Genomic DNA, 21,962 nt, shown 5'->3' on the forward strand with positions numbered 1-21,962 from the left:
GTCGTGGACGAAGACCGACGCCCATCGTACTCGTCAGCTTCGACGTGCCCGGAAGCACGGCGCCCTCCCGGCGCAGCCGAGCCCTGTGGAGAGGTTGCCGGTCCGCCCCTGATTAAAGAGAGAACTGCGTTAACAGTGTTAACACGTGTGGAAACTGTGGAAAACGTCCGGGACCCCTACTCACGACTGCGATGCGGAGGGGGTCGAGCTGTGGACGGAGTGTGAGCGCGGTCGTGGACGGCCTGTGGAGGGATCCGACCGGGTCGTCCGGAGTGCACAGGCTGGTGCTCGGAGCGCACAGATCGAGGGCGGTTGTCCACAGTTATCCACAGGTTGCTCACACGTGTGGAAATCGACCGGAATCGTTCGATGTGGCGAACGACGGCGGGCGTGGCGGGGTGGCGAGGGTGGCGTAGCGGGAGACGGCGTCACCGGGAGGGTGGGTCTCGATACGCCGCTGCGCGGCTACTCGACCAGCATGCAGGGGCCGCTGCGCGGCTGCTCGACCAGAGGGAGAGGGAGCAGCCGGCGGCCGGCGGTCAGCGGTTGGTCTTGATGCGGGTGGTCAGCTCGGTGACCTGGTTGTAGATGCTGCGGCGCTCCTTCATGAGCTCCGAGATCTTCTTGTTGGCGTACATGACCGTGGTGTGGTCGCGGTTGCCGAACAGCTGGCCGATCTTGGGCAGCGAGAGGTTGGTCAGCTCGCGGCAGAGGTACATCGCGATCTGACGGGCGGTGGCCACGGCCTGCGAGCGCGACGAGCCGTAGAGGTCGTCGACCGTGAGCTTGAAGTAGTCCGCGGTGTGATTGATGATGTCGACCGGCGAGATGACGTTGTCCTCGTCGAGCGTGATCAGGTCCTTCAGGACCGTCTGCACCAGCGCCATGTCCACTGGGGTGCGGTTGAGGCTCGCGAACGCGGTGACGCGGATCAGCGTCCCCTCCAGCTCGCGGATGTTGCTGGACACCTTCGACGCCATGAACTCGAGGATGTCGTCCGGGACGAGCAGCTTCTCGCTGACGGCCTTCTTGCGGAGGATCGCGATGCGGGTCTCGAGGTCGGGCGCCTGCACGTCGGTGATCAGGCCCCACTCGAACCGCGAGCGCATGCGGTCCTCGAAGCCGGTCAGCGCCTTCGGCGGCAGGTCCGAGGTGATCACGACCTGCTTGTTGTGGTCGTGCAGCTGGTTGAAGGTGTGGAAGAACGCCTCCTGCGTCTCCGCCTTCCCCTGCAGGAACTGGATGTCGTCGATGAGGAGGATGTCGACGTTGCGGTACCGGCCGTGGAACGCGTTGCCGCGGTTGTTCGCGATCGAGTTGATGAAGTCGTTGGTGAACTCCTCGCTCGACACGTACCGCACGCGGATGCCCGGGTAGAGGCTCATCGCGTAGTGGCCGATGGCGTGCAGGAGGTGGGTCTTGCCCAGTCCCGAGTCGCCGTAGACGAAGAGCGGGTTGTACGCCTTCGCCGGCGCCTCGGCCACGGCGACCGCGGCGGCGTGCGCGAAGCGGTTGGAGCCGCCGATGACGAAGTTGTCGAAGCTGTACTTCGGGTTCAGCCGGGTGTCGGTCGCCGGCACGGTGCGCAGCTCCTCGACGACGCGGACCGGCGGGGCGACCGTGGCGGAGGAGCCGGTGACCGGCTCGAACGGGTTCAGCGACTCCGACGACGGGGAGTTCATCGGCTCGTGCTCGATGTCGGGGTTCACCACGAAGGCGAAGGTCGAGACGCCGAAGGAGTCGTCGAGGGCGCCGATCGCGCTCAGCAGCGGCACGCGGACGCGGTGCTCGAGCATCCCGCGGGTGAACTCGTTCGGGACCTCGAGATAGAAGGTGCCCGCCATGATGCCCTTGGGCTCCACCAGCGAGACGAAGCCGTACATCGGCGCGGTGATGCGCTCGTCCCGCGACAGCTCGCCGCGGATCACGTTCCACGCGTCGATCATCGACGTGTCGTCAGGCATCTGTCTCCGGTCCTCGGTCGCTCTCGAAATCCTGGCCGCCGCCTCGGGCTGTCGTCCGTCACGGCGGGCCCTCGGTTCCAGCGGAGATCCGGGGCCCGATCCCTGCACAGGCGCTTCCACAGGCCTCGCCGGATCCCCGCGATCACGCGGGAGGGGGCGGTTCGCGCCTGTGGATAACTGCGGCTCAACACCGTAGCCAACGGAGCCGACGGGAGACAAATCCACCACAGCGACACCCGCGTGTCAATGCGCGGAACACGCGGTCCCGTGTGCAGAATCGAGGTTTCGCCCGGCGCACATTTGACCGGTGGCGGCGGAGGACGTAGTTTAAGTCAGTTGACGCCTGCCCGGCGTCGTGAGCACGGTCCTCGCGGATCGCGCCGATCGACACCCGGGCACCCCCTCTTCCCGGACGAACCGGAGCCCCCGCCACCGGCGTGGAGCCCCGCTCGCACCGCGGAACCCGTACGTGGAGATCTGACTATGAGCAAGCGAACCTTCCAGCCGAACAACCGTCGTCGCGCCAAGGTGCACGGCTTCCGTCTGCGCATGCGCACGCGTGCCGGTCGCGGCATCCTGAGCGCTCGCCGCGCCAAGGGCCGCACCGAGCTCTCGGCGTAGCGCCTAGCGATTCCGTCCAGCGGTGCTGGCCAGAGCCCATCGCATCGTCCTCGGTGGCGAGTACCGGGCAGTCGTCCGTCGCGGTGTGCGGTCCACGGGACCGCACACCGTCACGTATGTCCGGAGGTCCTCCGGCGACGCACCGGTGCGGTTCGGCTTCATCGTGGCCAAGACGGTCGGGACGGCCGTGAAGCGGAACACCGTGCGGCGCCGGCTCAAGGCCGTCGCCTTCGAGCTCGTGCCGCAGCTGGAGTCCGGGACCGACGTGGTCGTGCGGGCGCTGCCCGGCAGCGCCGACGCTCCGTGGTCCGCACTGCGGCAGGACGTGGTCGCCGCCGTCACCCGTGCGCGCGCCGTCCGCACGGGCGAGGCGCTCCGGTGACGGCCGCTCCGTCGACGACCGCGCCGGTCGCCACCGCTCCCCGATCGTCGCGCGCCTCCTGGGCCGCCCGCCTGGGCTGGTTCCTCCTCCTGCTGCCGCGCAACATCGGCATCCTGCTGCTCGTCGTGTACCGGGCGGTGATCTCGCCGCTGTACGGCGACGTCTGCCGCTACTACCCGTCGTGCTCCTCCTACGCACTCCAGGCGGTCCAGCTCCACGGGCTCGTCCTCGGGTCCGTCCTCGGCGCCCGCCGACTCCTCCGCTGCCACCCGTGGGCGGCCGGCGGTGTCGACGACGTGCCGACCTCGATCCCCCTGCACCGACCGGCTCCCGGCCGGACCCGCTTCGCCGTGACGCGTTTCGGGTTCGTCGCGGGCCCTCGAAAGGACTGACCCCCTCCCATGGACCTCCTCGGCACGATTCTCTGGCCCCTCAAGTGGGTGGTCGAGCTGCTCCTCGTCGCCTTCCACCAGCTGCTGACCTTCACCGGCCTCGATGCGGCGGCCGGCATCACCTGGGTGCTGTCGATCGTGGGGCTGGTCCTCGTCATCCGCGCCGCGCTCATCCCGATCTTCGTCAAGCAGATCAAGAGCCAGCGCCGCATGATGGAGGTGGCGCCGCAGCTCAAGAAGATCCAGGACAAGTACAAGGGCAAGCGCGACCAGCTGTCCCGCGAGGCGATGTCCCGCGAGACGATGGAGCTCTACAAGAAGACGGGCACCAACCCGCTCGCCTCGTGCCTCCCGCTGCTGATCCAGATGCCGATCTTCTTCAGCCTGTTCTCGGTGCTGAACGCGGCCCAGCACAGCCAGCAGGGCGTCGGCCCGCTCGATGAGACGCTCGCGAAGCAGTTCGGCGAGGCCAACCTCTTCGGCATCGCCCCGCTGCACCAGTCGATCCAGGGTGCGCTCGCGGAGGGCGGCCAGGAGCTCGTCGTCGTCATCGCCGTCGTCATGGTGGTCCTGATGACCGCCTCGCAGTTCATCACCCAGCTGCAGATCGTCTCGAAGAACATGTCGCCCGAGGCCAAGGCCTCGCCGACGTTCAAGCAGCAGCGGATCCTCCTGTACATCCTCCCGCTCGTCTTCGCCTTCTCGGGCTTCGCCTTCCCCCTCGGCGTCATGTTCTACTGGCTGACCTCGAACATCTGGACGATGGTCCAGCAGTTCATCGTGATCCGGAACATGCCGACCCCCGGCAGCGAGGCCGCGAAGGCCCGCGAGGAGCGCCTGCGCCGCAAGGGCAAGCTCGTCGAGGAGACGACCGACGCCGGGACCGTCACGCTCGTCGAGAAGAAGGTCGTGCAACGCGCGCAGCCCGTCAGCAAGAACCGCTCCAAGAAGCAAGCCGGAAAGAAGTAGGCCCCCAGAATGACCGATTCGACGCAGATGTTCACCGGTGCTCCGGCGGCCCCGGACGCGCAGGCTCCGGCCGACGAGGAGCTCGCTCGGCGGGCCTCCTCCGCTGACGGCGGTGCCGCGCCGACGCTGTCCCAGCTCGAGGAGGAGGGCGACGTCGCCGCGGACTACATCGAGGAGTTCCTCGACATCTGCGACCTCGACGGCGACATCGACATCGAGGTCCGCAACGGCCGTGCCTACCTGTCGGTCACGGCCTCCGGCGACACCAACCTGCGCGTGCTCTCCCGCCCGGACGCGGTCCAGGCGCTGCAGGAGCTCACGCGCCTGGCGGTGCAGACGAAGACGGGCGGCTTCTCGAGGCTCATCCTCGACATCGGCGGTTCCCGGGACGCCCGCGAGGCCGAGCTGGCCCAGCTGGTCGACCGGGCGATCGAGCGCATCGAGGAGGGCGCGACGTCGGCGTCGCTGCCCCCGATGTCGTCCTACGAGCGCAAGCTCGTCCACGACATGGTCGGCGAGCGCGGTTTCGTGTCGGAGTCGCGCGGCGAGGCCCGCGAGCGCCACACCGTCATCACCCGCGGCTGAGCGTCGTGGAGCCGACCCTCGAGCCGGAGCCCGCTGCCGCCGCCGCGATCGCCGGTGAGCGACTGCCCGTCCTGCGGCGCTTCACGGAGGCGCTCGCCCGCGAGGGGGAGGAGCGGGGTCTCATCGGACCGCTGGAGCTCCCACGCCTGTGGACGCGGCACGTGCTCAACAGCGCCCTGGTGGCCCCTCTCCTGCGTCCGGGGCTCGTGGGTGATGTCGGCAGTGGTGCCGGCCTTCCCGGGGTCGTGCTGGGCATCGTGCGGCCGGACGTCCGCTTCGTGCTGATCGAGCCGATGGAGCGCCGGGTGCTCTGGCTGCAGGAGCAGGTCGACGCGCTCGAACTCGAGAATGTCTCGGTTCTGCGGGCCCGCGCTGAGGAGGTCCGGCTGGCGGAGCCGCTGGACCAGGTTACGGCGCGGGCGGTCAGTGCTCTCTCGAAGCTGATTCCGCTGACGGCGCCGCTGCTGCGGTCCGGTGGCGAGCTCGTCCTGCTGAAGGGCATCAACGCCGAGAAGGAGGTCGAGGCTGCGGCGAAGCAGATCCGCCGCTTCAAGCTCTCCCCGCCCGAGGTCGTCGTGCTCGGCGACGGCGTGCTCTCCGAGGTGACGAGGGTCGTCCGAGCTACAGTGGGATGATCGCCACGACGTCGCACGCGATCCCCTGAATCCTCGACTGTCGGTCCCTCGGTGCTGCCCCACTTCCACCCGCTGAGCGAAGGTTTCACGTGAAACGATCCGACCCCGCCGGACTGACCGGAGGATTCGACGCCTCGACCCCGCTCGCTCGCGAGATCGCCGACATGACGCGCCGGCGTGCGCTGCTGAACGCGCAGCCGCTGCCGAAGCCGGAGACGACGCGCGTCATCACGATCTCCAACCAGAAGGGCGGCGTGGGCAAGACCACGACCACCGTCAATCTGGCCGCGGGGCTCGCTCGAGGCGACGCGAAGGTGCTGGTCATCGACCTGGACCCGCAGGGCAACGCGTCGACGGCGCTCGGGATCGAGCACCGGGCCGAGACGGCGAGCGTCTACGACGTGATCGTGAACGACACTCCCCTCGCGGACGTCGTGCAGAAGAGCCCGGAGTTCGCGTCCCTCTACGGAGTTCCGGCGACGATCCATCTCGCCGGCGCCGAGATCGAGCTGGTCTCCCTCGTCGCGCGCGAGCAGCGGCTCCGCAGGGCGCTGGACCGGATGCTCAAGGGGATGGACGAGCCGTTCGACTACGTCTTCATCGACTGCCCGCCGTCGCTGGGGCTGCTGACGATCAACGCCTTCGTCGCAGCGCGCGAGGTGCTGATTCCCATCCAGTGCGAGTACTACGCGTTGGAGGGGCTCAGCCAGCTGCTGAAGAACATCGACCTGATCGAGCGGCACCTCAATCCGAACCTGGCGGTCTCGACGATCCTGCTGACGATGTTCGACGGTCGGACGAACCTGTCCAATCAGGTCGCGGCGGATGTGCGCGAGCACTTCCCGAAGGAGGTGCTGCGCGCCGTCATTCCTCGAAACGTGCGGATCTCGGAGGCGCCGTCCTACGGGCAGAGCGTGATCAGCTACGACCCGCAGTCGTCCGGCTCACTCGCGTACCTCGAGGCCGCGGCGGAGATCGCGCGCCGCGGCGTACCCAAGACCCCGGCGGCGACGCCCGATGGAGAGGACCGCTGATGGCGACCAAGCGCACAGGACTCGGCCGGGGCATCGGCGCCCTGATCCCGGTCAGCGACGACACCCGTTCGCGGCCTGTCGACGTCTTCTTCCCTGATCAGGTCGGTGCGGCGAACGCCGAGGACGAGCTGCTTCAGGTTCCCGGCGCACGACTCGCGCAGCTGTCGCTGTCGGAGATCGTGCCGAACGCGGCGCAGCCCCGGTCGGTCTTCGACCAGGACGAGCTGGCCGAGCTGGTGCACAGCATCCGCGAGTTCGGCGTGCTGCAGCCGATCGTGGTGCGGCCCGTCACCGGGCGCAAGGGCGCGAAGTACGAGCTGGTGATGGGGGAGCGGCGCTTCCGCGCCTCCAAAGCCGCCGGCCTGAAGACCATCCCCGCGGTGGTCAAGGACACGGTGGACGAGAACATGCTCCGGGACGCGCTCCTGGAGAACCTGCACCGCGCCGAGCTGAACCCGCTGGAGGAGGCGTCGGCGTACCAGCAGCTGCTGAGCGACTTCGGCATCACGCAGGAGGCGCTCGCGACACGTCTCGGCCGATCGCGGCCGCAGATCTCGAACACGCTGCGGCTGCTGCGGCTTCCCGCCGATGTGCAGGCACGGGTGGCGGCCGGCGTGCTCAGCGCGGGACACGCACGTGCGGTGCTGTCCGTCGAGACGCCCGAACTGATGCGCCGGCTCGCCGACAAGATCGTGAACGAGGACCTGTCGGTGCGGGCCGCTGAGGCGGCTGCCGCGCAGATGAAGGCTCCGAAGGCCAGCGCGCGCGAGCCGGAGGAGGAGCAGGGCGGCCATGCCGGGCACCTCAGCACGGTGGCGGAGCACCTCGGGGACCGATTGAACACCCGGGTGAAGGTGACGCTGGGAGCCCGCAAAGGGCAGGTGGTCATCGACTTCGCGACGATCCACGACCTGAACCGCATCCTCGCGGAGATCGGTGAGCCGACCGAGGTGTCGCTAGCGCCGTGAGGTGCACGCCCGTTTCACGTGAAACGGTGTGAGTACTGGGCAGGGTCTCGATACGCCGCTGGCGCGGCTACTCGACCAGCATGGTGGTAGGACGCACATGCGAGGAGCGCTGACGTCTCCCTCAATCGGTTGCCCGAGAGCATGCACATGCTGGTCGAGCAGGCGCGTAGCGTCGTATCGAGACCGAGCTGTCAGTCGCAGCGGATGTTGGTGCTCGGCGGGTGGGTCTCGATACGCCGCCGTGGGTGGCTACTCGACCAGCATGTTCGGGGCGGACGTCGCTGGTCAGGCGTCGGCGGGTCCAACCACCGCCTAAGGCGCTGGTAGCCACATGGTGGTCGAGTAGGCGCGGAGCGCCGTATCGAGACCACACCCTCCGATGCTGGCCGTCATTGCACTGATGATCCTGGGTCTCGAAACGCCGCCAAAGGCGGCTACTCGACCATCAAGCAGCGTTTCACGTGAAACGGCGGTGTGACCGATGGCCCGCGTATGACCGGAGCGGCGGGCACGGATGTTTCACGTGAAACGGAGGTCAGTGGGTGAGGGCCCGGCGGGCGAGGGTGGAGTAGACGTCGCCGAGGTAGCGGCCTGAGGCCTCGATGGCCTGGGGGACGAGGGAGGTCTCGGTCATGCCGGGGAGGACGTTGGCGTCGAAGAACCAGGGGAGGCCATCGGGATCGACGATGAAGTCGATGCGGGAGAGGTGGCGCAGGCCGAGCAGCTCGTGGACGGCGACCGCGACGCGGGAGACGTTGGCGAGAGCCTCGTCCAGGAGGCGGGCCGGGGTGTAGAAACGGGTCTCGCCCGCGTTGTAGCGGGCCTCGAAGGTGTATCGACCCGCTACCGGGGCGATCTCGACCGGGGGGAGGGCGAAGGGGCCGTCACCGAGGTCGAGGACCCCGACGGAGACCTCGGTGCCGATGATCTGCTGCTCGATGAGCGCGACCTCGCCGTAGGTGTAGGCGTCGACCATCGCACGCGGAAGCTCGTCGGTCTCCGACACGATGCTCACGCCCTGGGCGGAGCCGCCCTGCGCCGGCTTGACGACGAGCGGGCCGGGGAGGTGCGCGCGGACCTGATCGAGGATGCCTGCGGCGCCGAGCTCGCGGAACGTCTCGCGGGGGAGGGTGATCGAGCGAGGAGTGGCGATGCCGGCCCGCGCGACGAGCGTCTTCGCGGTCGGCTTGAACCACGCGAGGCGGGCGGCGTCCGTGCGCGAGCCCACGTAGGGGAAGCCGGCCGCCTCGAGCAGGCCGAGCAGCGCGCCGTCCTCGCCGCTCGCTCCGTGGACCGCGGGCCAGATCACGTCGGGACGCTGGTCGAGCAGCGCCGTCAGGAGACCGGCATCGGGTTCGCGGTGGGTGACGCGGTGCCCCATGGCCGAGAGGCGGTCGGCGACGCGACGACCGGAGCGCAGTGAGACGTCGCGCTCGTGGCTGATGCCGCCGCTGATCACGACGATGTCGAGGGTGCGGTCGAGGGTGGAGAAATCGGTCATGACCGGGCCTTCTGTCGTTCGTGGATCGCGGAGTCAGGAGATCTGGGGCGGGAGGACGGCGTCGCGCTGATCGACGCCGGAGCTTCTCCGCACTCGGGCGTCGGCGAAGGTGGAGAGCAGGTCGAGTTCGCCGTTGATGACCGTCGCGAGACGGCGGATGCCGTCGCCGATGCGCTCGGGAGTCGGGTAGCAGAAGGACAACCGGATGTTCTGCCGCCCGTCGCCGTTGCCGAAGAAGGCCGTGCCGGGCGTGTAGGCGACCAGCTCCTTCACCGCGCGGGGGAGCATCGCCTTCGAGTCGAGCTCCTCGGGGAGCGTGACCCAGACGTAGAACCCGCCGTTCGGATTCGTCCAGGTGAGACCGGGGAGGTGCGTCTCGAGCCCGCGAATCATCGCCTCCTTGCGCTCGCGGTAGACCCCGCGGAAAGTGTCGATCTGCGCGCGCCAGTCCGCCGTCGCCAGATACTGCGAGATCACGAGCTGACTGAAGGACGAGGGGCTGAGCACCGCCGCCTCGTTCGCGAGGATCAGCCGCTCGCGGATGGCGTGCGGCGCCAGCGCCCAGCCGATGCGGAAGCCGGGCGCCAGAGTCTTCGAGAAGGTGCCGAGGTAGATCACGCCGTCCTCCTCGAGGGAGCGCATCGCCTTCGGCGGCACGTCCTCGAAGTAGAGCAGACCGTAGGGGTTGTCCTCGAGCACGAGGATGCCCTCGCTCTTGCAGATCTCGAGGATCTCGACGCGGCGGTCCCAGCTCAGCGTGACTCCCGCCGGGTTGTGGAAGGTGGGGATCGTGTAGAGGAACTTGATCCGCTTGCCGGCGGCGCGCACGTGGGCGATGTGCTCGCGCAGCGCCTCGGGGATCAGTCCGTGCTCGTCCATCGCCACGTGCTCGATCTCGGCCTGGTACGAGCGGAAGATCACCATGGCGGTGACATAGCTCGGGCCCTCGGAGAGGACGACGTCGCCCGGGTCGAGGAACAGCTTCGAGACGAGCTCGAGGGCGTGCTGCGAGCCGGTGGTCACCACGACGTCGTCCGCGCTGGCCGAGATGCCCTCGAGCGCCATCACCTCGAGGATCTGCTCGCGCAGCACCGGGACGCCCTGACCGGAGCCGTACTGCAGCGCGACGGGTCCCTGCTCGCGCATAACGGTCGCCATCGCGTCGGTGACGAGGTCCTGGGGGAGGGCGGAGACGAACGGCATGCCGCCGGCGAGCGAGACCACCTCGGGGCGGGAGGCGACAGCGAACAATGCTCGGACCTCGCTGGCCGCGAGGCCGGCCGTGCGCTCCGCGTAAGAGTCGTACCAGGGGTCGAGGTTGGTGCCGGCGTTGATCACGGTGGTGTCGCTCCGCTCGATGGACAGGGTCTCCGACCGTCAGCCGGATCGATCCAGACTACTCGGCGGGGTCCGGGAGGACCGGGGGAGCGGGACGCCACTGCGCGGCCCGTGGCCTGCCTTCTGCGGCCGTTTCACGTGAAACATGAGGAGCAGCGGCCAGTAACGACGAAGCCCCCGCGCCACAGGGGCGCAGGGGCTTCGTCAGACGGTCGAACCGTGGGGGGTCGAACTCAGAGGAACGCGGCCAGGTCGGCCTCGAGGGCGGGCTTCGGCTTGGCGCCGATGACGGTCTTGACGACCTCGCCCTTCTGGTAGACCTTCATCGCCGGGATCGAGGTGATCTGGTACTTCGCGGCGATCTGCGGGTTCTCGTCGACGTTCAGCTTGACGATCTCGATCTTGTCGCCGTGCTCGGCCGAGATCTGGTCGAGGATCGGGGCGACCATGCGGCAGGGGCCGCACCACTCGGCCCAGAAGTCGACCAGGACGGTCTTCTCGGAGTCGAGGACATCGGCCTGGAACGATGCGTCGGTGACGCTCTTCGCGGTGGACATGACGATTTTCTCCTTCGTGAGCCGGCGGCGCCGACTCGAGTGCGGGTGGTGGGAGGGCTAGAGGGTGAGGAGCTCGGCGGCCGGAGTGCCCTCGGTGCTGGCGATGCCATCGGTGAGGGCGGCGAGGTAGTGCTCGGCGTCGAGGGCGGCGACGGTGCCCGAGGCGGCGGCGGTGACGGCCTGACGGTAGGTCGGGTCGATCACGTCGCCGGCGGCGAAGACGCCCGCCACGGAGGTCTGCGACGAGCGGCCGGTGACGGCGATGGTGCCGTCGGTCGTCAGGTCGAGCTTGCCGTGGACGATGTGGGTGCGCGGGTCGTTGCCGATCGCGATGAAGAGGCCGTCGAGCTCGAGCTTCGACTCGGTGCCGTCGACCGTGTTGCGCAGCTTGACGCCGTTGACGTGGTTCTCACCGGTGATGCCGGTGACCTCGGTGTTCCAGACGAACTCGATCTTCTCGTTGTCGCGGGCGCGCTTCTGCATGACCTTGGAGGCGCGGAGCGAGTCCTTGCGGTGGATGACGTAGACCTTCTCGGCGAACTTGGTGAGGAAGGTCGCCTCCTCCATCGCGGAGTCGCCGCCGCCGACGACGGCGATGGTCTTGCCCTTGAAGAAGAAGCCGTCGCAGGTGGCGCACCATGAGACACCGTGTCCCGAGAGGCGGTCCTCGTCGTGGAGGCCGAGCTTGCGGTAGGCGGAGCCGGTGGCGACGACGACGGTCTTCGCCTCGATGCTCTCGCCGGAGCCGAGGTGGATCGTCTTGGTCTCTCCCTCGAGGTCGAGGGAGACGACGTCGTCGTAGAAGGTGTCCGCGCCGAACTTCTCGGCCTGCTTCTGCATGGCCGTCATCAGCTCCGGGCCGAGGACGCCGTCCGGGAAGCCGGGGAAGTTCTCGACGTCGGTGGTGTTCATCAGGTCGCCGCCGATCTCGACGGACGAGGCGACGACCACCGGGTGCAGATCGGCGCGCGCCGCGTAGATGGCGGCCGTCCAGCCTGCGGGGCCGGATCCGATGATGACGATGTCGCGCACGGCAACTCCTCGAGGTCTGTGCTGAGCGGGGCTGTACCGGCGGTCCGCCGGAGGGGTGGTCTGCCCGGATCCGGTGCTGGGAGCGGATCCGCGGAGCCGGTCCCGCTCGCTCTGTCGTTCCCGGGCTCCAGGGGCTACAACACATCCTAGGCGGGGGCTATTCCGTGGCGTCCGGGGCACTCGGCCCGCGGTCAGGGTCGCCAATCGAATCTCCGCGGTGCGGCTCAGAAAGCCGCGTTGACCGGCTCTTTCTCCGCCGAGCCCGCGGGAGTGCCGCGCTGCCCGATCGACCGGCGCGAGATCAGGACCGTCAGCCAGCCGGCCGAGGCGAAGACCGCCGTCATCGCGACGACGTAGAACACCACCGCGATCATCCCACCGGGGACGATCGGCGGGTCCGCCAGGCGCGGATCGAGGAAGGGGTACGGGTACCAGACCTGCTCGTGCTTCATCTGGTCGTAGACGAGGGGCGCCCGGATGATCGTGTAGACGAACCAGGCGACCGGGAAGGCGAGCAGCGCGGGGACCACGGCCCAGGAGAGGCGGCGCCGGCCGGGCGCGAAGAGCCAGTCGAGGATCAGCGCGAGCGGCGCCACGACGTGCATGACCTCGTTGGTCCAGTCCTGGCCGGCACCGGCGCCGGTGACCACCGTGCCGCGCAGGAGCAGGTTGTAGACCACTCCGATCACGACCATGTAGGTGACGACGCCGGCCCGCAGCCAGGCGAACCAGCGCGGTTCCGGCAGGGTGCCGCGGGCGAGGACGACGGCACCGATCAGCAGGACGACCACCGCGAGCAGGCAGACCTCGACGGTGATGTAGCTGAAGAAGTTGGCGGCGAGCGTCGCGCGGTCGCGGAACCGGGCCTCGACCCAGAAGGCGTGCGAGTCGAGGAAGCTCACCGTGGTCGCGGTGAGGACGGCGGCCGCGACGAGCACGCGGAGGAGGACGAAGGTGGAGCGCATCGCGCCTTCCGGATCGGCGGGAGGGGGAGGGGGAGGCAGCTCTGCCGGAGGACGCCCCCACCCTTCCACGTCGCGCCCGGGGGCGCACCACCGGTCCGGTGACGTCCCAGTGTCGCGACGGGGGCTCTCAGGAACGCTCGGGCGTCCCGTGCCGCGTCAGCGCCCGAGGCGGCGGAGCAGCGGCGCGGCCATCGCGCGCAGCTCAGGGACGCGGAGGACCCAGAGCACGCCGAAGTAGACGAGGGCCATCACGACGCCGGTGAGCACCATCGAGATCAGGGCCTGCGGCCAGCCCGCGGCCGGGTAGTCGTCGGCCTGGGCGAGGACGAACATCACCAGAACACCGGCGCCGATCGCCGGAAGGGTCGCGGCGGCGTAGGTGGCGAAGCGGAGCACGATGCGCGTCCCTCCCCAGCCGCCGAGCTTCTTCCGGAGCATCAGGCACGCCATCAGCGCCTGGACGGCGACGCCCGCCGAGATCGAGAGCGCGACGAAGAACGCGGTCGAGTCGTCGGGGAGGAGGAAGGCGATCCCGCAGCCGACGACGATGATCGCGGTCTGCACCAGCGTGTAGAGGAACGGCGAGCGGCCGTCGTTGAGGGCGTAGAACCCGCGCTGCACGATCGCGAGCGTCGAGAACAGCGGCAGCACGATGACGTAGGCGGTGATGATCATGGCCATCTGCCCGGCGGCGACGGGATCGGTCGGCGCGAAGATCGTCGCGAAGGAGCGGGCGCAGACCACGAGGGCCGCCGTGGCGAAGAACAGGAAGAGCCCGACCACCCGGATCGAGGTGGAGATGTCGCTCCGGAAGTCCTTCATCTCGTTGCGCGAGGCGTGGCCGCTCATCTTCGTGTAGTACGCGGTGGCGATCGAGACGGCGATCACCGAGTGCGGGAGCATGAAGACGAGCCAGGCCTTCTGCAGCGCCGTGGCCGAGGCGTCCTCACCCGAGGAGGCGCTCACCGTGTTGTTCTCGATGAAGCCTGCGGCGACCGTCAGGAGCAGGGTCGCGAAGGTCCAGACGGCGATCCTCCCGGCGCGGCCGAGGCCGACCCCGCGCACGCTGAAATCGGGTCGGTAGCGCAGACCGACCCGCTTCCAGAAGAAGACGAGCAGCATCGCCTGCAGTGCCACTCCGAGGGTCGCCGAGCCCGCCAGCACCGCGATCATCTCGGGCGACCACTCCGTCGCCGTGCGGAGACCCTTGCCGTCGGAGCCGAAGAGCTGCTGGAAGGCCAGGAGCCCGCCGATGGCGACGACGTTGTTCACGACCGGTGTCCAGGTGAACGGACCGAAGGAGCCGCGGGCGTTGAGCACCTCGCCGAGGATCGTGTACAGCCCGTAGAAGAAGACCTGCGGCAGGCACCAGTAGGCGAAGGTGACGGCGAGGCGGGTCTGCTCCGGTCCGTACTGCGAGGCGTTCAGCTGGATCAGCAGGGGTGCGGCGAGCGTCGCGATCACGGCGGCACCGAGGAGGACGAGGAGCGCGAGGGTCAGCAGCTTGTTGATGTAGCGCTGACCGCCGTCGGCCTGGAGGCCGGCGCGCACGATCTGCGGCACGAGGACCGCGTTGAGCGCACCGCCCGCGATGATCGCGTAGATCGTGTTCGGGAGGCCGTTGGCGACGGTGAAGGCGTCGGCGCCCTGGCCGACGAGGCCGATGGTCTGGGTGAAGACCAGCGACATCACGAAGCCGAGGACCCGCGAGACCATCGTGCCGGAGGCGAGGACGGCGCTCGCGCGACCGAGGGAGAAGCTAGCCACGGGGATCCGTTCGGTCGTCGTCGAGGCCCGGCTGGACGGCGAGCGGGGCGTTGGGGTCCTCCTCGTCCTCCTCGGGGGTGTCGCCGCGGCGGCGCCGGCGGATGTTGCGGAGGATGCCCGCGCCGAAGACGAGGACGAGGAGGATGCCGACGCCCAGGGTGCCGACGGTCTCCCAGTCGGCGCGGACGTTGGTGACGATGCCGGTGGGAGCGCCGATGGGCGTGCCGTCCTGCGACGTCAGCTGCATCCGGAGCTCGGTCTCGCCGTTGCCGACGCGTGCCTTCACGGGAATGAGGACGCGGCCCTGCGAGCGGGCGTCGATCGCCGTCGGCTCGACCGAGGACTCGTCGATGTCGAGGACGGCGTTCGAGGTCGAGGCCTGGATCCGGACCGTCACCGGCCACGGCAGGTCGTTGCGGACGTAGACCGGGATGCTGGAGTCGCGGGAGAGCTGGGTGACGCTGTCGGAGCTCTCGATGGCGACGGAGGAGAGCGTGGTGTCGGCCTGCTCGCGGCTGGCGGTGACCGCCTCCTGCCAGCCCGCCGTGTCCTCGCGCCAGGTCACGGCGAGCAGGGCGAGGAGGTCGTTGCGGCGCTTGCCGCTGAGCAGCTCCGGCTCGGTGAGCACGGCCGAGAACGACTCGACGCGGGCGGCCGCGGTCAGCAGGTCGGACACGCCCTCGAGGCGCTGCTCCGACTCCGGGCTGTCGACGATCGTCGCGTCCTCGGTGGCGGGCGCGGTGAGGGCGGCGGCGAGGGACGAGCCCTCGGCCCAGGGCAGGGCGTCGACGGCGTCGAGGGTCTGCGCGAGGCGGACGCCGTCGATCGCGGCGCCGCGGTCGAGCGCGAGGACCACGTCGGGGGACTCGCCCTCCCGCTGCACCTGCGCGAGGTCGGCGGTGAGGTCGGCCGTGCTCGCGCGCCACTCCGAGTCGGTGCTCGCGCTGACCGCACGGTCGAAGGCGGTGGAGAGGGCACTGTCGGCGACGATGACGTCGTGGTCGTCGATGGCGGCTCGGGTCGTCGTGGTGACGCCGTCCGGCAGCTCGAGATTGTCGGAGGAGACGACCGTGCGGGTCATGCCGCCGGTGGCATACACGCCGAGATCCGCCGCGTGGACGGTGCCGTCGTCCGGCCAGGCGATGCGGCCGACCGTCGGCGACCAGTCGAACGCGAGGAGCGACTCGGTCGTCGGGCGCTCGGGGAGGTCCTGGGCGGTCGAGTCGCCGGGAACCGCCGTCGGGGTCGGCGTCCCCGTGCTCGTCGGCGCGAACAGGGTGGGATCGAGCGCGTACTCGAACGAGGTCGGCGCCAGGAGCGTGGACAGGCCGGACTGCGCCTGGGCGGCGACGTCCGCATCCGCGTAGGGCAGGGCGAAGACCTCGTTCGGCACCGACTCGAGCCGGTCCAGCCAGGCGGTCGCCGACTCCGGTGCCGTGTCGCCGAGGACCCGGATCGACGCGAGGATGCGCGGATCCACTCCGATGGTCACGGCGCGGCCGTCGACGGTGTCGAGCTGGCGCGAGAGCGTGCCGGTGGTCTGGGTGTAGTCCTGCAGCGTCTCGGCGGAGAGCAGGCCGTCTGCGGTGTCGGGGACCGTGAGCGGCACGAGGACGCTGACGCCGGTCTCCTGCTCGCTGGGGAAGCCGGTCGAGAGCTCGACGACGCCTCGGGCGGTCGCGACGGTGCCACCGGGGCTGGTGACGGTCACCGAGATCGCGTGGGTGCCGAACGCCTCCGGGTCGCGGATCGAGTCCGTGGAGAAGGGGAGCGAGGCCGCGGGGACGGTGACGCCGACCTGGGCGGAGCTGGAGGGGAGCAGTCGCACGTCGGCGCCGTCGCCGGTGCTCGTGCCCTCGTCCTCGGACTCGCCGTCGAGCCACTCGGCGAGCTCGGCCCGGGAGTCGAGGGTGTCCTCGTCGATCGCGACCTCGACGCGCGCGCCGTCGATCGACTCGGTGGTGCCGTTGCGCACGGAGATCGCGAGCTGGAGGTCGTCGCCGGGGAGGAGGACGCCGTCGTTCGCCGCGCCGACCGTCGCCGTGACGGTGGCCTGCCCGGACTCGAGGGCCGTGCGCTCAGCGGCGTCCGCCGCCGCGGGGAGGGCGCCGCCGAGGAGCGCGATCGACAGCGCAGCGGCACCGGCGGAGCGGAGCAGCTGCGGGACCGCTCGCCGGGGGCGGGGGCGATCGGAGGGGGTGAGGTCGCGCCGACGCATCGAACTCACTCGGCCTCCATGCGGGTGATTCTACGGGCAGGCCCTCGGGCGGCCGTCTGCCGGGCCGCGGGATGCGCTGCGGAGTCGCTCAGGAGCCGTAACCGGTCGAGGCGGTTGCACTCCGGCGCGCACCGCGGCCCGGTCACGCCTCCCCGGTAGGATCTGCCGGATGCACAGCGTCCAGACCGCCCTCGAGACCCTCCGAGCTCTCGCGGCGACACCGACGGTGGCCCGGCTCGCGGAGGCGTTCGCCGCGCAGGGCCACGAGCTCGCGCTGGTCGGCGGCCCCGTCCGCGACGCCTTCCTGGGCCACGGCGTGCACGACCTCGACTTCACGACCTCGGCGCGGCCGGACGACATCGTGCGGATCGTCGCTCCGATCGCCGAGGCGCACTGGGACATCGGCCGGGCGTTCGGCACGATCGGCGCGCGGATCGCCGGCGAGACGGTGGAGATCACCACCTACCGCAGCGACAGCTACGACGGGGTCAGCCGCAAGCCCGAGGTCGAGTTCGGCGACAGCCTGGAGGGCGACCTCGTGCGCCGCGACTTCACCGTCAACGCGATGGCGCTGCGGCTGCCCGAGATCGTGCTGGTCGACCCGGCCGGGGGAGTGGAGGACATGCTCGCCGGCCGGCTGCGCACTCCGGCCGCCGCCGACCTCTCCTTCGGCGACGACCCGCTGCGGATGCTGCGCGGCGCGCGGTTCACCTCGCAGCTCGGCTTCCGGACGACCGACGAGGTCGAGTGGGCGATGGCCGAGCTGGCCCCGCGCATCGACGACGTCTCCGCGGAGCGGGTGCAGGAGGAGCTGCGGAAGCTCCTCGCGACCGCCTCGCCGCGGGCCGGACTCGAGCTGCTCGTCGACACCGGTCTGGCCGGTTACTTCCTCCCCGAGCTGCCGGCCCTCCGCCTGGAGCAGGACGAGCACCACCACCACAAGGACGTCTACGTGCACAGCCTCACGGTGCTGGAGCAGGCGATCGCGCTGGAGGGGCAGCGGAACCCCGGCGCGGCGCCGGACGTCACCCTCCGCATCGCGGCGCTGCTGCACGACATCGGCAAGCCCGCGACGCGGCGGCTGGAGCCGGGCGGAGCGGTCAGCTTCTACCACCACGACCTCGTCGGCTCGAAGCTGGCGATCAAGCGGCTGCGCTCGCTGAAGTTCGACAAGCAGACCATCGCCGACGTCGCCCGGTTGATCGAGCTGCACCTGCGCTTCTTCGGCTACACCGAGGGCGCCTGGACCGACTCGGCCGTCCGCCGCTACGTCACCGACGCCGGCCCGCTGCTCGAGCGGCTGCACATCCTGACCCGCGCCGACGTGACGACCCGCAACACCCGCAAGGCCGACCGGCTCGCGCACGCCTACGACGACCTGGAGCAGCGGATCGCGGAGCTCGCCGAGAAGGAGGAGCTCGCCTCGAAGCGGCCCGACCTCGACGGCACGCAGATCATGGCGATCCTGGAGCTGCCGCCGGGGCGCGAGGTGGGGCTGGCGTACAAGTTCCTGCTCGAGCTGCGGCTCGAGGAGGGTCCGCTCGGCGAGGAGGAGGCCGCCCGGCGGCTGAAGGAGTGGTGGGCGGCGCGCTGAGCGTCGTCGCGCGGGATCGGGAGCCGATCAGTCCCGGTCCGTGAGAACGGACTGCCAGTCGCGCGGCACCCGGTCCGCCGGTCCGGGCGTCGACTGGTCGGCGGGGTGGCTCTGCGGGTCGGCGAGACGCGGACCGTCGGCGTAGTCGTCCGTCCGGTAGTCCCAGAACCACTCCTCGCCGGGCTCGAAGCTCCGGATGACCGAGTGGCCGGTCTCGTGGAAGTGCGCGGTCGCGTGCCGATTCAGCGAGTCGTCGCAGCAGCCGATGTGCCCGCAGAGCGCGCAGCGGCGCAGGTGCAGCCACCACGAGCCGGACTGCTCGCACTCGACGCAGCCGGGGCCGCTCGGCGGGACGGAGGGGTCGATCGTCTGCTGCGTCGTCATGCGCTCAGCTTGTCCCTCCGCGCCGTCCGGCACCAGATCCGTCCCGTCCTCCGGACGACCGTCTGAACGGTTCTCGAAATTCGGAGCGATCCCTCCGTGTCGCGACGCGGCAGGCCTATCGTGGAGCCACTTCTCCCCTGCTTCGGGGAGGAGCGCACGCTGACGTCGACTCGGGCGTGCCCCGGGCCGACCCGAGCACGGAGGTACGACCATGCCGTATGTGACCACGGACGACGACGTCGAGATCTACTACAAGGACTGGGGATCCGCGGACGCGCAGCCGATCGTGTTCCACCACGGCTGGCCGCTGTCCTCGGACGACTGGGACGCGCAGCTCCTCTTCTTCCACGCGCACGGCTACCGCGTGATCGCGACCGACCGCCGGGGCCACGGGCGGTCGGCCCAGGTCGGCACCGGACACGACATGGACCACTACGCCAGCGACGTCGACGCCGTGGTGCGGCACCTCGACCTGCACGACGCGGTCCACATCGGCCACTCCACCGGCGGCGGCCAGGTCGCGCGCTACGTCGCGCAGTACGGCCAGCCGCAGGGCCGCGTGGCGAAGGCGGTCCTCGTCTCCTCCGTGCCGCCGCTGATGGTGCAGACGGAGGCGAACCCCGAGGGCACACCGATGAGCGTCTTCGACGGGTTCCGCGAGGCGCTCGCCGCGAACCGCGCCGAGTTCTTCCAGGCCGTCGCGTCGGGTCCGTTCTACGGCTTCAACCGCGACGGCGCGGAGGTCTCGCAGCCGGTGATCGACAACTGGTGGCGCCAGGGGATGACGGGCAGTGCGCTCGCGCACTACGAGGGCATCACGGCGTTCTCGGAGACGGACCAGACGGAGGACCTGAAGGCGATCACCGTCCCGGTCCTCGTGCTGCAGGGCGACGACGACCAGGTCGTGCCGTACCAGGACGCGGCGCTGAAGCAGCACGAGTTGCTGCAGGACTCGACGCTGAAGATCTACGAGGGCTACCCGCACGGCATGCTGACCACCCACGCCGACGTGCTCAACCCGGACCTGCTGGCGTTCATCCAGCGGTAGCGCGTCCCGGTGACGGCGGGATCCGGCGGGCGACCGCGGATCCCGCCGGATCGGCCCTGGGCTCGGAGCCCCGCGGATGGTAGGGTCGTCAGGTTGTCCATGACCAGACGCACTCGCGTCCGCGGGAGTGGGCAGATGCTACATACCCTCCTGTCACGGAAATACCGTGGCCGTTCAGTCCGAAGGAGGTGGGTTAGTGACGCATCAGTACGAACTCATGGTCATCCTGGATCCCGAGATCGATGAGCGCACCGTCGCTCCGAGTCTCGACAAGTTCCTCAACGTCATCCGCACCGATGGTGGATCCATCGACAAGGTCGACGTCTGGGGCCGCCGTCGTCTGGCGTACGAGATCAACAAGAAGTCCGAGGGCATCTACGCCATCGTCGACTTCACGTCGACCTCGGCCGCCGCGAACGAGCTCGACCGTCAGCTGAAGCTGTCGGAGGCCGTCATGCGCACCAAGGTGCTCCGCGCCGAAGAGGGCATCGCCCAGGTCGCCGCCGCCAAGAAGCTCGCCGACGAGAAGGCCGCCCGCAAGGCTGCCAAGGCTCCGGCCGCTCCCAAGGCGTAACGCTGATGGCCGGCGAGACGATCATCACCGTGGTGGGGAACCTCACCGCCGACCCCGAGCTGCGCTACACGCAGGGCGGGCTCGCGGTCGCGAACTTCACCATCGCCTCCACGCCGCGCACCTTCGACCGTCAGGCGAACGACTGGAAGGACGGCGAAGCGCTGTTCCTCCGGGCCTCCGTCTGGCGCGAGTTCGCCGAGAACGTCGCGGGGACGCTGACCAAGGGAAGCCGCGTCGTCGCGACCGGCCGCCTGAAGCAGCGCTCCTACGAGACGAAGGAAGGCGAGAAGCGCACCAGCATCGAGCTCGAGATCGACGAGATCGGCCCCTCGCTGCGCTACGCGACCGCTCAGGTCACGCGCGCGGCCGGTGGCGGCGGTGGACGCGGTCAGGTCGGCGGCGGCGGCGGTGGCAACCAGGGCGCGAGCCAGGGCGGCTTCGGCGGCGGCAACGGCGGCAACCAGGGGGGCTCCGGCGGAAACGGCGGCGGCAACCGCGGTGGCGGCCAGGCCGAGGAGCCGTGGGCGCCCAGCGCTCCGGCCGGTGGCGACGTGTGGAGCACGCCGGGCAGCTACAACGACGAGACGCCGTTCTGAGCCTCCGGCTCGAGCGCGCCCTCACCTGAATCACGCGTCCCCGCCCCGAGAGGGGTGCCGACGGACGCGAACCAGAATCTAAGGAAACCACTATGGCTGGAAAGAGCAGCGGCGACCGCCGCAAGCCGATCCGCGGCAAGGGCGCGAAGAACGCGGCCCCCGCGAAGTCGGTCCGCGTGGGCGTCATCGACTACAAGGACGTCCCGACCCTTCGCAAGTTCATCTCCGAGCGCGGCAAGATCCGCGCCCGTCGCATCACCGGCGTCTCCGTCCAGGAGCAGCGCCTCATCGCCCGCGCCGTCAAGAACGCCCGCGAGATGGCGCTCCTGCCCTACGCCGGCAGCGGAAGGTAGGTAGAAGATGTCCAAGGTCATCCTGACCCACGAGGTCGACGGGCTCGGCTCCGCCGGCGACGTCGTCGACGTGAAGAACGGGTTCGCCCGCAACTACCTCATCCCGCAGGGCTTCGGCGTCGCGTGGACCCGCGGTGGCGAGAAGCAGGTCGAGCAGATCAAGTCGGCGCGAGCCGCTCGTGAGCACAAGACCATCGAGGAGGCTCAGCACACGAAGCAGGTCCTCGAGGCCAACCGCGTGAAGCTGACCGTCAAGGCCGGCAAGGACGGTCGCCTCTTCGGCTCCGTCAAGACCTCCGACATCGCGACTGCGGTGGCGGCGGCCGGCTACGGCGAGCTCGACAAGCGCAAGATCGTGATCTCGAACGCGATCAAGAACGTCGGCGAGCACGAGGCCGTGGTGCGTCTGCGCGACGACATCCAGGCCACCGTGAAGCTGCAGGTGGTCGCGGCCAAGTAAGGCCGCGAGAACGCCGCGGAGGGCG

The 21,962-nt window shown here is 69.8% G+C and carries 23 protein-coding genes; 14 read left to right on the top strand and 9 right to left on the bottom strand.

Annotation, left to right across the window (positions count from 1 at the left end; all coding sequences use genetic code 11):
• Positions 1-539: 539 nt before the first annotated feature.
• A complete protein-coding gene (dnaA, locus tag MT351_RS18855; protein WP_123706115.1) occupies positions 540-1,964 on the bottom strand; it encodes a chromosomal replication initiator protein DnaA in 1,425 nt (474 codons plus the stop codon).
• Between the two features lie 483 nt (positions 1,965-2,447).
• Between dnaA and rpmH the strand changes: the two genes are divergently transcribed.
• The 8 genes from rpmH (at position 2,448) to MT351_RS18895 (ending at position 7,550) form a co-directional block, all read left to right on the top strand.
• On the top strand, positions 2,448-2,585 hold the full coding sequence (gene rpmH, locus MT351_RS18860; protein WP_055784512.1) for a 50S ribosomal protein L34: 138 nt from the start codon (positions 2,448-2,450) through the stop codon (positions 2,583-2,585).
• Positions 2,586-2,607: 22 nt separating this feature from the next.
• A complete protein-coding gene (rnpA, locus tag MT351_RS18865; RefSeq protein WP_123447262.1) occupies positions 2,608-2,967 on the top strand; it encodes a ribonuclease P protein component in 360 nt (119 codons plus the stop codon).
• Between the two features lie 71 nt (positions 2,968-3,038).
• A complete protein-coding gene (gene yidD, locus MT351_RS18870; protein WP_123447535.1) occupies positions 3,039-3,359 on the top strand; it encodes a membrane protein insertion efficiency factor YidD in 321 nt (106 codons plus the stop codon).
• Between the two features lie 9 nt (positions 3,360-3,368).
• Positions 3,369-4,328, top strand: coding sequence for a membrane protein insertase YidC (yidC, locus tag MT351_RS18875; RefSeq protein ID WP_123736149.1), 960 nt, complete (start codon positions 3,369-3,371; stop codon positions 4,326-4,328).
• 9 nt (positions 4,329-4,337) lie between these two features.
• Positions 4,338-4,913, top strand: a complete 576-nt coding sequence (locus MT351_RS18880) for a R3H domain-containing nucleic acid-binding protein (protein ID WP_243582953.1) — start codon at positions 4,338-4,340, stop codon at positions 4,911-4,913.
• Positions 4,914-4,918: 5 nt separating this feature from the next.
• A complete protein-coding gene (gene rsmG, locus MT351_RS18885) occupies positions 4,919-5,548 on the top strand; it encodes a 16S rRNA (guanine(527)-N(7))-methyltransferase RsmG (protein WP_374204792.1) in 630 nt (209 codons plus the stop codon).
• Between the two features lie 164 nt (positions 5,549-5,712).
• Complete coding sequence (locus MT351_RS18890) at positions 5,713-6,582, top strand: ParA family protein (protein WP_123706250.1); 870 nt, start codon at positions 5,713-5,715, stop codon at positions 6,580-6,582.
• The gene (locus MT351_RS18895) at positions 6,582-7,550 is read left to right on the top strand and encodes a ParB/RepB/Spo0J family partition protein (protein WP_243582954.1); all 969 of its coding nucleotides are present in this window, start codon (positions 6,582-6,584) and stop codon (positions 7,548-7,550) included. Before MT351_RS18890 ends, MT351_RS18895 begins: the two co-directional genes overlap by 1 nt.
• Before the next feature lie 535 nt (positions 7,551-8,085).
• On the opposite strand, the gene MT351_RS18900 is transcribed toward MT351_RS18895, so the two are convergent.
• From MT351_RS18900 to MT351_RS18930, 7 genes are all read right to left on the bottom strand, one after another.
• Positions 8,086-9,051 (bottom strand): D-alanine--D-alanine ligase, encoded by a 966-nt coding sequence (locus tag MT351_RS18900; RefSeq protein WP_243582955.1) that lies wholly within the window; start codon positions 9,049-9,051, stop codon positions 8,086-8,088.
• 33 nt (positions 9,052-9,084) lie between these two features.
• Positions 9,085-10,389, bottom strand: coding sequence for a PLP-dependent aminotransferase family protein (locus MT351_RS18905; protein ID WP_374204793.1), 1,305 nt, complete (start codon positions 10,387-10,389; stop codon positions 9,085-9,087).
• 233 nt (positions 10,390-10,622) lie between these two features.
• Complete coding sequence (gene trxA / locus MT351_RS18910; protein WP_123447267.1) at positions 10,623-10,946, bottom strand: thioredoxin; 324 nt, start codon at positions 10,944-10,946, stop codon at positions 10,623-10,625.
• A gap of 57 nt (positions 10,947-11,003) precedes the next feature.
• Positions 11,004-11,978 carry a thioredoxin-disulfide reductase gene (trxB, locus tag MT351_RS18915; protein WP_123736143.1) on the bottom strand — a complete coding sequence of 325 codons (975 nt, stop codon included), beginning with the start codon at positions 11,976-11,978 and terminating at the stop codon, positions 11,004-11,006.
• 224 nt (positions 11,979-12,202) lie between these two features.
• A complete protein-coding gene (locus tag MT351_RS18920) occupies positions 12,203-12,943 on the bottom strand; it encodes a Pr6Pr family membrane protein (RefSeq protein ID WP_243582956.1) in 741 nt (246 codons plus the stop codon).
• 156 nt (positions 12,944-13,099) lie between these two features.
• On the bottom strand, positions 13,100-14,710 hold the full coding sequence (gene murJ, locus MT351_RS18925; protein ID WP_243582957.1) for a murein biosynthesis integral membrane protein MurJ: 1,611 nt from the start codon (positions 14,708-14,710) through the stop codon (positions 13,100-13,102).
• Positions 14,703-16,928, bottom strand: a complete 2,226-nt coding sequence (locus MT351_RS18930) for a DUF6049 family protein (RefSeq protein ID WP_243582966.1) — start codon at positions 16,926-16,928, stop codon at positions 14,703-14,705. The genes murJ and MT351_RS18930 overlap by 8 nt, the downstream gene beginning before the upstream one ends.
• A 169-nt stretch (positions 16,929-17,097) precedes the next feature.
• On the opposite strand from MT351_RS18930, the gene MT351_RS18935 reads away from it, so the two are divergent.
• Positions 17,098-18,522, top strand: coding sequence for a CCA tRNA nucleotidyltransferase (locus MT351_RS18935; RefSeq protein WP_243582958.1), 1,425 nt, complete (start codon positions 17,098-17,100; stop codon positions 18,520-18,522).
• 27 nt (positions 18,523-18,549) lie between these two features.
• On the opposite strand, the gene MT351_RS18940 is transcribed toward MT351_RS18935, so the two are convergent.
• Complete coding sequence (locus MT351_RS18940) at positions 18,550-18,906, bottom strand: UBP-type zinc finger domain-containing protein (RefSeq protein WP_123706124.1); 357 nt, start codon at positions 18,904-18,906, stop codon at positions 18,550-18,552.
• Positions 18,907-19,117: 211 nt separating this feature from the next.
• Between MT351_RS18940 and MT351_RS18945 the strand changes: the two genes are divergently transcribed.
• The 5 genes from MT351_RS18945 (at position 19,118) to rplI (ending at position 21,937) form a co-directional block, all read left to right on the top strand.
• Positions 19,118-19,954 (top strand): alpha/beta fold hydrolase, encoded by an 837-nt coding sequence (locus tag MT351_RS18945; protein ID WP_123736138.1) that lies wholly within the window; start codon positions 19,118-19,120, stop codon positions 19,952-19,954.
• 196 nt (positions 19,955-20,150) lie between these two features.
• A complete protein-coding gene (rpsF, locus tag MT351_RS18950) occupies positions 20,151-20,528 on the top strand; it encodes a 30S ribosomal protein S6 (protein WP_123447279.1) in 378 nt (125 codons plus the stop codon).
• 5 nt (positions 20,529-20,533) lie between these two features.
• Positions 20,534-21,124, top strand: coding sequence for a single-stranded DNA-binding protein (locus MT351_RS18955; RefSeq protein ID WP_123447280.1), 591 nt, complete (start codon positions 20,534-20,536; stop codon positions 21,122-21,124).
• A 92-nt stretch (positions 21,125-21,216) separates the two neighbouring features.
• Positions 21,217-21,477 carry a 30S ribosomal protein S18 gene (gene rpsR / locus MT351_RS18960; protein WP_056039813.1) on the top strand — a complete coding sequence of 87 codons (261 nt, stop codon included), beginning with the start codon at positions 21,217-21,219 and terminating at the stop codon, positions 21,475-21,477.
• Between the two features lie 7 nt (positions 21,478-21,484).
• Positions 21,485-21,937, top strand: coding sequence for a 50S ribosomal protein L9 (gene rplI, locus MT351_RS18965; protein WP_123447282.1), 453 nt, complete (start codon positions 21,485-21,487; stop codon positions 21,935-21,937).
• The last annotated feature ends 25 nt before the right edge of the window (positions 21,938-21,962 follow it).

Source organism: Rathayibacter sp. VKM Ac-2926 (genome assembly GCF_022815565.1).
GTDB lineage: Bacteria > Actinomycetota > Actinomycetes > Actinomycetales > Microbacteriaceae > Rathayibacter > Rathayibacter festucae.

Bases quoted from the DNA above. Each gene is read 5' to 3' on its own strand.
- trxA (WP_123447267.1), bottom strand. From the start codon at position 10,946: ATGTCCACCGCGAAGAGCGTCACCGACGCATCGTTCCAGGCCGATGTC.
- yidC (WP_123736149.1), top strand. From the start codon at position 3,369: ATGGACCTCCTCGGCACGATTCTCTGGCCCCTCAAGTGGGTGGTCGAG.
- dnaA (WP_123706115.1), bottom strand. From the start codon at position 1,964: ATGCCTGACGACACGTCGATGATCGACGCGTGGAACGTGATCCGCGGC.
- MT351_RS18935 (WP_243582958.1), top strand. From the start codon at position 17,098: ATGCACAGCGTCCAGACCGCCCTCGAGACCCTCCGAGCTCTCGCGGCG.
- MT351_RS18880 (WP_243582953.1), top strand. From the start codon at position 4,338: ATGACCGATTCGACGCAGATGTTCACCGGTGCTCCGGCGGCCCCGGAC.
- rpsR (WP_056039813.1), top strand. From the start codon at position 21,217: ATGGCTGGAAAGAGCAGCGGCGACCGCCGCAAGCCGATCCGCGGCAAG.
- MT351_RS18955 (WP_123447280.1), top strand. From the start codon at position 20,534: ATGGCCGGCGAGACGATCATCACCGTGGTGGGGAACCTCACCGCCGAC.
- MT351_RS18945 (WP_123736138.1), top strand. From the start codon at position 19,118: ATGCCGTATGTGACCACGGACGACGACGTCGAGATCTACTACAAGGAC.
- MT351_RS18895 (WP_243582954.1), top strand. From the start codon at position 6,582: ATGGCGACCAAGCGCACAGGACTCGGCCGGGGCATCGGCGCCCTGATC.
- rpmH (WP_055784512.1), top strand. From the start codon at position 2,448: ATGAGCAAGCGAACCTTCCAGCCGAACAACCGTCGTCGCGCCAAGGTG.
- MT351_RS18930 (WP_243582966.1), bottom strand. From the start codon at position 16,928: ATGCGTCGGCGCGACCTCACCCCCTCCGATCGCCCCCGCCCCCGGCGA.
- MT351_RS18920 (WP_243582956.1), bottom strand. From the start codon at position 12,943: ATGCGCTCCACCTTCGTCCTCCTCCGCGTGCTCGTCGCGGCCGCCGTC.
- MT351_RS18940 (WP_123706124.1), bottom strand. From the start codon at position 18,906: ATGACGACGCAGCAGACGATCGACCCCTCCGTCCCGCCGAGCGGCCCC.
- rplI (WP_123447282.1), top strand. From the start codon at position 21,485: ATGTCCAAGGTCATCCTGACCCACGAGGTCGACGGGCTCGGCTCCGCC.
- MT351_RS18890 (WP_123706250.1), top strand. From the start codon at position 5,713: ATGACGCGCCGGCGTGCGCTGCTGAACGCGCAGCCGCTGCCGAAGCCG.
- MT351_RS18900 (WP_243582955.1), bottom strand. From the start codon at position 9,051: ATGACCGATTTCTCCACCCTCGACCGCACCCTCGACATCGTCGTGATC.